This is a genomic window from Sediminihaliea albiluteola, assembly GCF_014077625.1.
Taxonomy (GTDB): domain Bacteria; phylum Pseudomonadota; class Gammaproteobacteria; order Pseudomonadales; family Halieaceae; genus Sediminihaliea; species Sediminihaliea albiluteola.
Genome location: NZ_JACFXU010000014.1, coordinates 821811 through 833806, shown reverse-complemented (window position 1 = coordinate 833806; position 11996 = coordinate 821811). Strand labels below are relative to the sequence as shown.

At 55.4% G+C, this 11996-nt stretch carries 13 protein-coding genes; 9 read left to right on the top strand and 4 right to left on the bottom strand.

Translation table 11 applies throughout. The features are described from left to right. Nucleotides 1-25: 25 nt before the first annotated feature. Together H2508_RS15025 and coaBC are read right to left on the bottom strand one after the other, a co-directional pair. On the bottom strand, nt 26-2599 hold the full coding sequence (locus tag H2508_RS15025) for a phosphomannomutase/phosphoglucomutase (RefSeq protein ID WP_182173063.1): 2574 nt from the start codon (nt 2597-2599) through the stop codon (nt 26-28). A gap of 163 nt (nt 2600-2762) precedes the next feature. Next, nucleotides 2763-3965, bottom strand: coding sequence for a bifunctional phosphopantothenoylcysteine decarboxylase/phosphopantothenate--cysteine ligase CoaBC (gene coaBC / locus H2508_RS10710; protein WP_182173060.1), 1203 nt, complete (start codon nt 3963-3965; stop codon nt 2763-2765). A 130-nt stretch (nt 3966-4095) separates the two neighbouring features. On the opposite strand from coaBC, the gene radC reads away from it, so the two are divergent. The 5 genes from radC (at nt 4096) to H2508_RS10685 (ending at nt 6855) form a co-directional block, all read left to right on the top strand. Then, the gene (radC, locus tag H2508_RS10705) at nt 4096-4770 is read left to right on the top strand and encodes a RadC family protein (protein ID WP_182173057.1); all 675 of its coding nucleotides are present in this window, start codon (nt 4096-4098) and stop codon (nt 4768-4770) included. A 290-nt stretch (nt 4771-5060) separates the two neighbouring features. Beyond that, nucleotides 5061-5297 carry a 50S ribosomal protein L28 gene (gene rpmB, locus H2508_RS10700; protein ID WP_182173054.1) on the top strand — a complete coding sequence of 79 codons (237 nt, stop codon included), beginning with the start codon at nt 5061-5063 and terminating at the stop codon, nt 5295-5297. Nucleotides 5298-5323: 26 nt separating this feature from the next. Continuing rightward, nucleotides 5324-5479, top strand: coding sequence for a 50S ribosomal protein L33 (gene rpmG / locus H2508_RS10695; RefSeq protein ID WP_182173051.1), 156 nt, complete (start codon nt 5324-5326; stop codon nt 5477-5479). A gap of 133 nt (nt 5480-5612) precedes the next feature. Further along, nucleotides 5613-6428, top strand: a complete 816-nt coding sequence (mutM, locus tag H2508_RS10690; RefSeq protein WP_182173048.1) for a bifunctional DNA-formamidopyrimidine glycosylase/DNA-(apurinic or apyrimidinic site) lyase — start codon at nt 5613-5615, stop codon at nt 6426-6428. Nucleotides 6429-6492: 64 nt separating this feature from the next. Continuing rightward, on the top strand, nt 6493-6855 hold the full coding sequence (locus tag H2508_RS10685) for a hypothetical protein (protein WP_182173045.1): 363 nt from the start codon (nt 6493-6495) through the stop codon (nt 6853-6855). A gap of 18 nt (nt 6856-6873) precedes the next feature. On the opposite strand, the gene coaD is transcribed toward H2508_RS10685, so the two are convergent. After that, nucleotides 6874-7365, bottom strand: a complete 492-nt coding sequence (gene coaD / locus H2508_RS10680; RefSeq protein WP_182173042.1) for a pantetheine-phosphate adenylyltransferase — start codon at nt 7363-7365, stop codon at nt 6874-6876. A gap of 80 nt (nt 7366-7445) precedes the next feature. Beyond that, nucleotides 7446-8045, bottom strand: a complete 600-nt coding sequence (gene rsmD, locus H2508_RS10675) for a 16S rRNA (guanine(966)-N(2))-methyltransferase RsmD (RefSeq protein WP_182173039.1) — start codon at nt 8043-8045, stop codon at nt 7446-7448. A 76-nt stretch (nt 8046-8121) separates the two neighbouring features. Here rsmD and ftsY point away from each other — a divergent pair, with 76 nt between their 5' ends. The 4 genes from ftsY to rpoH all read left to right on the top strand — a co-directional run bounded on the left by ftsY (nt 8122) and on the right by rpoH (nt 11947). Further along, nucleotides 8122-9324 (top strand): signal recognition particle-docking protein FtsY, encoded by a 1203-nt coding sequence (ftsY, locus tag H2508_RS10670; protein ID WP_182173036.1) that lies wholly within the window; start codon nt 8122-8124, stop codon nt 9322-9324. After that, on the top strand, nt 9321-9983 hold the full coding sequence (gene ftsE, locus H2508_RS10665; RefSeq protein ID WP_182173033.1) for a cell division ATP-binding protein FtsE: 663 nt from the start codon (nt 9321-9323) through the stop codon (nt 9981-9983). Before ftsY ends, ftsE begins: the two co-directional genes overlap by 4 nt. Then, nucleotides 9980-10957 (top strand): permease-like cell division protein FtsX, encoded by a 978-nt coding sequence (gene ftsX, locus H2508_RS10660; protein WP_182173030.1) that lies wholly within the window; start codon nt 9980-9982, stop codon nt 10955-10957. Before ftsE ends, ftsX begins: the two co-directional genes overlap by 4 nt. 135 nt (nt 10958-11092) lie before the next feature. Further along, on the top strand, nt 11093-11947 hold the full coding sequence (rpoH, locus tag H2508_RS10655; protein ID WP_182173027.1) for an RNA polymerase sigma factor RpoH: 855 nt from the start codon (nt 11093-11095) through the stop codon (nt 11945-11947). Nucleotides 11948-11996 lie beyond the last annotated feature (49 nt).

Sequence of the window (11996 nt, the reverse complement as noted above, 5' to 3'; positions counted from 1 at the left end):
AGTGCCGAGCCAGTGGCTCGGCGGATCAAAACGGTAATTGAAGGTCTGGGGCTACCTTGGCTATTTGCTCACGAAATACTTGCTGAATCGCCAGTAACTCTTCATGGGAGTCAGCTTCAAATCGGGCTGTGAGTGCGGCACTGGTGTTAGAGGCTCGCAGCAGGCCCCAGCCGGAGCTGAAGTCTACCCGAATCCCGTCTATGGTGCTGGTTTTACCATCCTCAAAGTGCGCTTCACGAGCGAAATTTTGCATCAAGGCAAACTTTTTCTCTTCGGGTACAGGCAGCAATATCTCGGGGGTGCTCACTGAGCTGGGGAGGGCATCCAGCGCCTCGTCCAAACTTTGGTCCTGGGTGCTTAGTATCTCCGCTAAGCGGGCAGCGGCATACATGCCATCGTCATGACCAAACCAGCGCTCACCAAAGAAGATATGGCCACTGAACTCCCCTCCAAGCAGGGCCCCGGTTTCGCTAATCTTTTGTTTCATCAGGGCGTGTCCAGTTTTCCACATAATGGGGCGGCCGCCGTGTTCTGTAATGAGTTCTGCCAGGTGGCGCGAGCATTTCACGTCAAAGACTACGTCGGCACCGGGATTGCGCGACACCACATCCTGAGCCAGCAGCATCAGTAAGCTGTCTGCCCGAACGATGCGGCCAGTGCGGGTAACTAAAGCCACTCGGTCGCCGTCACCATCAAAGGCCACGCCTAAGTCCGCGTTCTCTGCCTGCACAACTGACACGAGTGAGTGCAGGTTGTCTTCGTTACTGCTATCTGGTGGATGGTTCGGGAAGTGGCCGTCAATTTCACAAAACAGTGGTATCACTTCGCAGCCGAGCTCTTGGAATAAGCGCGGCGCCAGCTCGCTAGTTGCGCCGTTGCCTGCATCGATAACTATTTTTAAGGGTACGGCGATAGCGATATCGCTCACTATCCGCTCTATGTATGCCGGTCTGAGATCTTGCTTGATGATACGCCCGGTTTGGCCGTTTTTGCTAAGGGGCTTAGTGCTGGCTGCAGCGTTGATGCGCCGACGAATATCCTGAATAGCGCCAGCGGCGAGTGTTTCACGCTGCAGTACAATTTTCATACCGTTGTCGCTGGCGGGGTTGTGGCTGCCGGTGATCATGATGCCCGAGTGGCAATTCAGATGCTGGGTGGCAAAATACATGACTGGTGTGGGTATTAGTCCGATATCGATGATATCGAGCCCAGCCTCTAATACGCCTTTGCTAATGCCATCGCGGATGCGTGGGCTGGATAGGCGTCCGTCGTAGCCGACAATGAACTGTTGCTCGCCATGCTCTAAGGCAAGCTCGCCCACTGCACGGCCGATCCCCTGTACTAGCCTGTCGCTTAATTCACCGTCGGCATTGCCGCGGATATCGTAGGCCCGAAATACATGTTCGGAGAAGGCAAACTCTGCATCATCGGCATGATTTGACCTGGTTTTGTGTGTTTCATCATCGGCTTGAGCTTCATCGATGAAGTCGATTTTTTGGTACAGCAAGCTACTAGGCTCGGAGCTGTCTCGGGAGCTGCTTGCCTTCTGAGTTGGCTTGGTCTCGCTAATAACATGCATATTCTTGGTGAGGCGGCGAAGCTGGCGGCCAAGTGGAGCGAGTTCGGCCAGAGTCAGTGACAGCGGCCGTCGCGATTCGGCAGTAGCCAGCAGCAGTTTGCTTTCCTTGCGTAAGCGGCCTTGCAGTAATAGCGCGGTGCTCAGTAGGCCAAGAATAACGCCAGCTATTGTCACTGCGGCCATGCTATAAAAGGCTTTACGATTAATGCGCAGTGAGTCCAGTAGTGAGTCAGAGGGTGTAAAGGCGATGCGCCAGTGAGTGTCGGGCAGGGTGGCGAAAGCTTGATAAGCTTCACCACGGCTGCTGGCTTGGCCGCTAGTGGCAATGTCCTGGCTGCTTTGGCTACCGCTGTGGCTGGTATATAGCTGCTGTAATACGGACTTTCCATGGGGCTCAACTAGGCCCAATTGCTTGCTGAACTCGGCGTTGTCGAAGCTCACAATGATGACCGCTTGGCGGTCTTGAATGTGTGGGTGACTGATCACTTGTGCCAGCGAAGTGAGCCACCTGCCGTCAAACTGGAAGGACTCAGGCGCTGTTTTTTCTCCTTTACTGGCGCGTCGTACCAGGTCAATCTCAATGTGGTTACGCAGTCCGTGCTTACCTTCCCTAAGGTTCGCGGTGCCCATTGAATCAAGCGGCAGCAGTCGCAGGCTAAGTGCCTCTGGGAAAGCGTTCATCATGGCTTTTTCAGCCACGCGAAGATCCATATCGCTGCTATCGGCAATGGACTGAAGGGCCAGAGGCGACAATGCAGCACTGGCGATGCGAAAGTGCAGGCGCGACAGTAGATTGTGCAGGCTGCTAGCCTCTTGGACGGCGTAGGCTTGCGCAATATGTCGGATCTGGCGAGCTTCTTGTTCAGGGAGCTCTACCTTGGCCAAGTAAGCAAAGGCAAGAGCAGTGCTCAGCACAGCCAGGGACAGGCCAAGGCCAATAAATAGGGCCAGAGCACCACCGGCTGCGGCGATATTTTGCGAGGCTTTAGCGCCTATTTTTTGTTTGTTGGGTTTTACCATTGGAGCCGAGCTGTGTTGTTTTGAACTATCATATTATGCGCGGCTCTCGGTATAAACGTTTGTTGGGCCAAATAAAAGCACTGCTGCTGAGCAGGCTCAGCAGCAGTGCCTGGGTTTGGGCCTAAGAAAATAGGCTTTATTGCTAGTTATCAGCTATTAAAGCTCAGCTACTTTCACTGACACGGCTCGCTATCAGCTTGATAATTTGCTGTGCTAAGGCCAGCTTGGTGGCGCGGGGCAGGACTTGTTGGCCACTGTCCCAGACCACCGTGACCTCATTGTCGTCACTACCAAAGCCTAAACCCTTTGTGGAGACATCGTTGGCCACAATCATGTCCAGTTTTTTGCGCTGCAGCTTATCTCGTGCGTAAGCCAGTAAGTCCTGGGTTTCGGCTGCAAAGCCCACGGTGAAAGGAGGCACTTCGCTGGCTGCAATGGTGGCGACAATATCTGGGTTGCGCAGCAGTTCGAGTTGGGCCTGCTCCCCCCCTTTTTTGATTTTCTGTTCGGCGATATTGGCTGGTCGATAGTCGGCGACCGCGGCACAGGCGATAAAGATGTCGCACTCCGCCACTCGCTCTTGACAGGCTGCTAGCATGTCGCGGGCGCTTTCAACATTCACCCGGGTCACATGGGGCGGAGTCTCTAGACTGACGGGTCCCGCTATCAGGCTGGTCAAAGCGCCTGCTTCAGCGGCAGCTCGGGCCAGGGCGAAGCCCATTTTCCCGGAGCTGTGGTTGGATAGGTAGCGCACCGGGTCGAGGGCCTCCCGGGTGGGGCCTGCCGTTATGATCACGCGCTTGCCGCCCAGTAGGTTGCTGCCAAAGAGAGCGGCGGCCCGCTCGGCTATGAGGGGGGGCTCAGCCATGCGCCCGGGTCCCACATCGCCACAGGCTTGCTCGCCGGCGGCAGGCCCAACCAGTGTTATACCGCGCTCTTCTAAGAGCCGCACATTATCTTGGGTCGCTTGGTCGCGCCACATTTGCTGGTTCATGGCTGGAGCAAGCATCAGCGGGGCTGGGGTGGCTAGGGCCACGGTGCTGAGTAAGTCATCAGCGCGGCCAGTTGCTAGCCGGGACAAGAGGTCTGCGGTAGCCGGTGCAATCAGCAGCAAGTCGGCCCAGCGAGCGAGCTCTATATGGCCCATGCCCAGTTCTGCTTCGGCGTCCAGTAACTCGCAGTGCACCGGATTGCCCGACAGCGCTTGCAGAGTTAAAGGAGTGATGAACTCCTGCGCTCCACGAGTCATCACGACACGCACCTGAGCCCCGAGGGTTTTCAGCTGACGAACTAATTCAGCGGATTTGTAGGCGGCGATACCGCCGCTGATGCCGAGCAGGATATTGCGATTAAATAGATGTGCCATTGAGGCTTCCAAATTGCGACACTAGAGAATTCGAGTCGGCAAGATAACACTCTGCTTTGCAGCTTGTCACCGCCGCGACTTGGCTTGACAGTTGTGGGCAGGGTTTGGGCACTCAAGGAGGAGTGGTGTTATGGCAATATCAGACTGGCGGGCCGGAGAGGGCCCTCGAGATAAGTTATTGCAGCGCGGCAGTCAGGCCGTGTCAGACGCTGAGCTATTGGCCGTGCTGCTGCGCACCGGCAGCCCTGGCAATACCGCTGTGCAATTGGCCAGTGAGTTGCTAGAGCGCTTTGGCGGGCTCAATGCAGTGCTAAGTGCCGAGCGAGCGCAGCTGTTGGCTTGCCGCGGAATGGGCGAGAGCAAGTACGCTCAATTGCAGGCGGCGCTAGAGCTGGCTCGACGCTCCGTGCAGGAGGGCTTGCATAGGGGCGACCTATTAACCAGCCCACAGCAGACCCAGCTATTTTTACGCCACCATCTGGGCAGTCAGCCACGGGAGGTCTTTACCTGCTTATTTCTTGATAATCAGCATCGCCTGCTGCGCTGTGAAGATCTGTTTTTTGGCACACTCGACGGCGCTGCGGTCTATCCACGAGAGGTTGCGGTGCGCGCTTTGGAGTATCGCGCGGCGGCGGTGATTTTTGCTCACAACCACCCATCGGGGGTGGCCGAGCCCAGCGCAGCTGACCGGCGCATCACTGAGCGCCTTTGTCAGGCACTGGCCCTGCTGGATATTCGGGTCTTGGACCATATTATTGTCGGCCGCGGCCAGAGCTGCTCCTTCGCGGAGAGTGGTTTGCTGTAAGCTGGGCAGTGGCTTGCAAGGTGTTGCTAGAGCACTAGATAGCTTTAATAATTACGAAAGCAGTGCTGCGCTGGCCCTTTTGCGCTTATAATACCCCTTGGCAGCGGGAACAGCGCAGCGAACACGCCCACTTTGCACGCGCCTGCGACTGAAAATTCTTTCTGCAAATTTCTTGTTATAGGTCTTGTGTTCTGGTATAAAGTCGCGCTTCGCGCGGCTGGGTCCCATTTTTTGACCCACAAAGCCACACCAGTTCTTTTATTACCTCGTGTTTTGTGGGAGAGGCAGTCATGGCAAAAGTATGTCAGGTCACCGGTAAGCGTCCGGTCACCGGTAACAACGTATCACACGCAAAAAACCGCACTCGTCGCCGTTTTTTGCCGAATCTTCACCACCATCGTTTTTGGGTTGAGTCCGAGAAGCGTTTTGTCAGCTTGCGAGTTTCTAGTAAAGGCATGCGTATCATCGACAAAAAGGGCATTGACACCGTTCTCGGTGAGCTTCGCGCCCGTGGTGAAAAGGTCTAAGTGGCTGTTAGCCAAGGGAGAATACGATGAGAGAAAAAATCAGAATGATTTCGTCAGCGGGTACTGGTCATTTTTATACCACTGACAAGAACAAGCGTACAACACCGGATAAGCTGGAAATGAAGAAGTATGATCCAGTTGTTCGCAAGCACGTGATCTACAAAGAAGGCAAAATCAAGTAGTGATTTTCCTGCTGATGTCTGCCGCAGGCTAGTCATCAGATCTGTACTATTAAAAACCCTGGTGCTGCTGTATCAGGGTTTTTTTTGCGCTAGATTAAAGTGCCTAGATGATAGCTAGAGGGCTTGGCTAACAGTGCCAGAGTTACCTGAAGTTGAAACAACCCGCCGAGGAGTTGCGCCCTACGTTGAAGGGGAGCAGGTGGATGAGTTGCTGGTGCGCGAGTCGCGCTTGCGCTGGCCGGTGCCGGCCGATCTGCCGCAGTTGTTGCGCGGGCAGCGCGTCTTAAGTGTCTCGCGGCGTGCCAAGTACCTGCTATTTCATACTGCTGCCGGCACTTTATTAGTGCATTTGGGGATGTCCGGATCACTGCGGGTGCTGCGTCAGCCTATACCCGCAGCAGGGCCTCACGACCATATTGACCTGCGACTGAGCAGTGGCGACTGTTTGCGCTTTAACGACCCGCGCCGTTTTGGCTGTTTTCTGTGGTCAGAGCCCGGTGAGACGCATCCGCTGTTGGCTCATTTGGGTCCAGAACCTCTGTCTGATAGTTTTGACGGCTTATTGCTCCACCGCCTCTCTCGTGGTCGGCGTGGCCCAGTCAAAAACTTTATTATGGATGGTCGTATAGTGGTTGGGGTCGGTAATATTTACGCCAATGAGGCACTGTACCTCGCTGGTATTCGCCCCGATCGCAGTGCAGGGCGGATATCTCTGGCCCGCTACGAGCGCTTGTCTGATTATATAAAGCAAGTACTCACTTCTGCCATAGAGCAGGGCGGCACTACCTTGCGGGATTTTGTTGGCGGAGATGGTAAGCCGGGTTATTTTGCCCAGCAGCTCCATGTCTACGGCAGAGCAGGCTTGGCCTGTAAGACTTGTGGTGGCGTGTTGCGGGAACAGCGCTTGGCCCAGCGTAGTACGGTGTATTGCGTGACCTGTCAGCGCTGATCAGGCTACACTAACTAGTAAAGATCTGTTGACGATAGGGGCGGGCTTGCCCTCGGGAGTAAGCATGACAATAAAATATCGCGTGCGCCGCCAGGCACTAGTCGCGGCAATGTTAGCTACACTAGTCGCTACGCCGCAGACCCTGTGGGCGCAATCTGCCATCGATGATAGTCCCAACGCGGCTGAGATGGTGGGTGACTTGCTGGTCGCACGACCCATCGGCCTAGTGATGACCGCCGGTGGGCTTGCCGCTTTTGTAGTGAGTCTGCCTTTTACTCTTCTGGCGGGGCATGCTAGTGAAGCGGCTGAGACTCTGATGGTAGGTCCCGCTAAGGAGACCTTCATGCGCTGCTTGGGCTGTCGAGAGGCGGGTTATACCTACAAAGACATTGAGCGGGCTCGCGGCGAGTCAGCTAAAGTCGACTAGGCTGTTCGCCAAGCTAGCTTAGCTGGCTGTGGCGAAACGCTCCTGCAGAGCTTTGGCCACCGGTGGTGGTACAAAGGAAGTGATATCACCGCCAAGCGAGGCAATTTCTCTTACCAGTGAAGAGGAAATGTAAGATAGGTGCTCGGAGGGAGTGAGGAAGATACTCTCAAACTCTGGGTTCATAGCGCGGTTCATGTTCGCTAGCTGAAACTCGTATTCAAAGTCCGCTACCGCTCGCAGGCCGCGCAGCACACAGCGCGCACCTTGGCTTTCCACAAAGTGGGTTAGCAGTATGCCGAAACCGACGACTTCTACGTTATCCAAATGCGACAAACACTGCTGTGCTAGGGATACCCGCTCATCGAGTGTGAACAGAGGTTTTTTCTTTTCGCTGTGAGCGATGGACACCAGTACCTTGCCAAAGAGGCGGGATGCGCGCTCCACAAGATCCACATGACCATTGGTAATTGGATCGAAAGTACCGGGGTAGACAATGGTCTGATTGTTCATCTGAAAAGCGACTCGTTTTGGCGGTAAAATTGGATGGTAAACACTTGTCTGCAATGAAGCAATTCGGGCTTATCTTTAGACTAAGCTAGCGGGCAGTGATACAGCTGATAGCGCACCTCTCCCGCCCTTTTATCTCGGTGCAGCAGCCAGTTAGTTGGCACTTGCGGCAGCTCTTCCTGCATTCCAGTTTCAAGGTAAACCTGGGCATATTCCAATAGCAGCCCATTTTTTTGCAGGCTGTGGCATACACCTGTGGCTAGCCTGAGGCCAAAGGGCGGGTCGATAAATACGATATCCCAGCCGCTCTTAGCCTGTTCGAGAAAGGCATCGGCGCTCAGTGAGTGGCAGCTAGCCCGAGGACTACACTGCAGTGAGTTGAGGTGGCTGCTAATTTGGCGCAGATTGCTGGGGTTGTTGTCGACAAAATCACAATGGGCTGCACCCCGCGACAGGGCCTCTAGGCCAAGAGCGCCGCTGCCAGAAAATAGATCTAAGCAGCGCGCCCCACGAATATCAGCTGCAAGCCAGTTAAATAGCGTTTCTCGCACTCGGTCGCTAGTGGGGCGCAAACCCTCGGCGGGGGTGAAGCTGAGCTTGCGCCCGCGCCACTGGCCGCCGATGATACGCAGCTGCGAGGGCCTTGCCGTCTTGGAGTGATTGTTGTTTCTTCTCTGTGTCATTTCTCCGCCCCGTGCAAGGATGTTAGGATAGACGCTTCTGCAGACGCCCCGTCTGCGCATTTTATCGCGACATATTATGAAGTTTTTTAGACGTAAAAAAACCGCCGCTAAAGCGCCGGTCACCGCTGAGTCCGACTCAAAGCTTACAGCAGACAGCGCCGCTAGTACTGATGCGCTTGAAAAGCCTGTGGTGGAGCCCGGCCATAGGCCCTCTGAGTCAGTTCCTGAGCAGGCGCCGGTACCTGCTGCTGCAGCGCAGGTGCCACAGCCTCCTGCTGAGCCCCCACCCATTGAGGCGCCAGCTGAGCCACAAGCCAAGCCCAAGCAGGCCCAAGACAAAGAGGCTGAAGCAGGCTTTTTCCGCCGCCTGCGCCGCGGTCTCGGTCGCACCAGTGATAATTTGGTGCAGGGACTGGGCAGCATGTTCCTGGGCAGCAAAGAAATTGACGACGAGCTGCTCGAAGAGCTCGAGTCGCGTTTGTTGTTAGCCGATGTGGGTGTAGATGCCACGGTAGATATTATTGACCGCTTGACTCAGCAAGTGTCGCGCAGGGAACTGACCCGGCCTGAGGCCTTGGAGCAGGCCCTTAAGCAAGAACTGCAGGATCTGCTGGTGGCTTGTGAGAAACCCTTGGACGTAAGTGGTCACAAACCCTTTGTGATCCTTGTCGTGGGCGTCAACGGAGTAGGTAAGACCACCACCATTGGTAAAATGGCGCGCCGCTACCTCAGTGAGGGGCGCTCGGTGATGCTGGCGGCTGGGGATACTTTCCGCGCAGCTGCGGTGGAGCAACTGCAAGTTTGGGGTGAGCGCAATGATGTGCCAGTGATTGCTCAGCACACCGGCGCGGACAGTGCTTCGGTACTATTTGACGCGCTGCAAGCGGCAAAGTCTCGAGGCACAGATGTGCTGATTGCCGATACGGCGGGGCGCTTGCACAACAAAGATCACCTGATGGAAGAACTGAAGAAAGTGGTGCGAGTCCTGCGCAAGCTAGATCCGGAGGCTCCGCACGAGGTGATGTTAGTGCTGGATGCGGGTACCGGTCAGAATGCTCTGTCCCAAGCAGGTCATTTCCAGCAGGCTGTTGGTGTGACTGGCCTTGCGCTGACCAAGCTGGATGGTACTGCTAAAGGTGGGGTGATTTTTGCCATCGCCAAAAAGCTGGGCCTTCCGATCCGTTTCATTGGCGTTGGGGAGGCGGTTGAAGACCTCCGGCCATTTGAAGCAGAGCCCTTTATTCGCGCACTATTTGAGCGAGACGACAGGGCAGCATGATCAGTTTTGAGCGGGTAACTAAGCGCTACGAGGAGGGCCATGACGCCCTGCGCGAAGTGAGCGTAGATATCGCCCGTGACGAGCTGGTTTTTCTCACTGGTCATTCTGGCGCCGGTAAAAGTACGCTGCTCAGGTTGATCATGCTGATGGACCGGCCTACCCGCGGCAAGGTGATAGTGGATGGGCAAGACTTGGCCAAGGTCTCCTCGCGGGGTATCCCGCGGCACCGCCGCAATATTGGCGTGGTCTTTCAAAATCACAAATTATTGTTTGATCGGACGGTATTCGACAACGTTGCGCTGCCACTGATCATCGCCGGCTACGATCACCGCGAGGTGGCCCGTCGTACCCGGGCGGCTCTTGATAAAGTTGGCTTATTGTCCCGGGAGCGGGCGCTACCTATTACCTTGTCAGGCGGTGAACAGCAGCGGGTGGGTATTGCTCGCGCGGTAGTGGCTAGGCCGCGTATTCTGTTGGCGGATGAGCCCACAGGTAACTTAGACCCCGCGCTATCGGCGGAAATTATGCAGCTATTTGAAGCTTTTAACCAAGTGGGGGTGACGGTGCTGATTGCTAGCCACGATCTGGCTCTGATTTCCCGTATGCAGCATCGGATTTTAACCCTGCGCGACGGGCGCTTGCTGGGAGCTGCCTCGTGAGAGCTAAAGCTTCTGGTGCGGCCCAGCGGCGCGAGGGTGCTAGCACGAGTCGAGCGCGTTTTCTCGACCGCTATCGCAGCTGGCGCGATCACCACAGTTTGTCGGCCGCCGATAGCTTGCGCCGAGTGCTGGACAATCTTGGTTCAAGTCTGCTGACCTGGCTGGTAATTGGGATTGCAATGGCCCTGCCAACGGCCTTGAGTGTGGCCCTTGATAATGCCCGCGAAGTCAGTGGTAGCTGGGACAGTCCGGCGCAAATATCGCTATTTTTGCTGAAATCTACTGGGGCGGAGGCCGCCCAAGCCCTGCAAGCAGAGCTGCAGGAGCGCGGCGATGTGGCCGAAGCAGTACTGGTGGATAAAGTTGCCGCGCTGGAAGAGTTTGCCGAGCTCTCTGGTTTTACTGATGTGGTGGCTAGTCTCGATGAGAACCCCCTGCCGCACCTGCTGTTAGTGAGCCCCGCTACGGGTGTTGAGCCTTCAGTTTTACAAGCTGAGCTACTGGCACTGCAGCCCGTCGAGCAGGCGGTTGTCGATATGGCTTGGGTACAGCGCTTAAATAACCTGATGGATTTGAGTCGCCGCCTAGTGCTGGGCTTGGCCGGCGTTTTAGTGCTCGGGGTGGTGCTGATTCTCGGCAATACTATTCGCTTGGCAATTGAAAACCGCCGCGATGAGATCATTATCGTCAAGCTAGTGGGCGGCAGTAATGCCTTTGTGCGCAGGCCATTTCTCTACACTGGTCTATGGTATGGCGTGGGCGGTGGCTTTATTGCTGCCCTGCTAGTGCTGGCGGCGCTGTTCTTTTTGGAGCAACCGGTGAGCAATTTAGCTAGCCTATACCAAAGCAATTTCCAGCTGAGTGGGATCGGCTTAATTGGCAGTTTACAGCTGGTTTTACTCGGTGGAGCTCTGGGTCTGATCGGTGCTTGGCTGGCGGTATCGCGCCATCTTGGAGCGATTGAGCCGCGCTGAGGCCTTAGTAGCTTAAGCCACTGATAAATAATGAATATTCTCTGTTTATTTAGAGCCTATCAGGGAACTTTTGCAGGATTAGCACTCTAATATCAGGAGTGCTAAACTTGGCGGCTTGATTATGGAGACCATCATATGAATACAACCCTACAGCCTGTAGACCAGATGGTACCGGGAGCGAATCTTGGGGCCTACGTGCAGGCCGTAAGCAGAATTCCCTTGCTGACTCCGGAGCGAGAGCGGGAATTGGCCGAGGACCTGTACTACAACGACAATGTAGAAGCAGCCCGCGAGCTGGTGATGTCACATCTGCGCTTCGTAGTTCACATTGCGCGCAGCTACACCGGTTATGGCTTGGCTGAGGCCGATTTGATTCAGGAAGGTAACGTCGGTTTGATGAAGGCCGTTAAGCGCTTTAACCCTGAAAAGGGAGTGCGCTTGGTGTCTTTTGCGGTGCATTGGATCAAAGCTGAAATGCACGAATTTATTCTGCGTAACTGGCGCATCGTAAAAGTGGCCACAACTAAGGCACAGCGCAAGCTGTTCTTTAACCTGCGTAGTGCCAAAAAAGATCTGGCTTGGCTCAGTGCTGAAGAGACTCGCGCTGTGGCGGAAGATTTGGGCGTAGATGTCAGCGAAGTTCAGCGTATGGAAGGACGCTTGAGCAGCCGCGATGTCGCTTTTGACTCGCCGGTAGACAGTGATGACGATGATGCTTGGCATGCGCCTCAGTACTACTTAGAAGATCAGCGCTCCGACCCAGCAGAAGCTGTGGAATCCAGCGATTGGCAGGCTAATAGCGAGCAGCAGCTGCATATGGCTTTGGCAGATTTAGATGAGCGTAGCCGCGATATCCTAGCCCAGCGTTGGCTGGCAGAGGAAAAGGCCACGCTACACGAGCTGGCTAGCCACTATGGCGTATCTGCAGAGCGCATTCGCCAGCTAGAACAGAACGCGATGAAAAAATTGCGCGCCGCAATCGCTGCTTAATTCGACCTTGGGGCGGGCTCTCCGCCCCAGCTTGCGCTACACTTCCCCT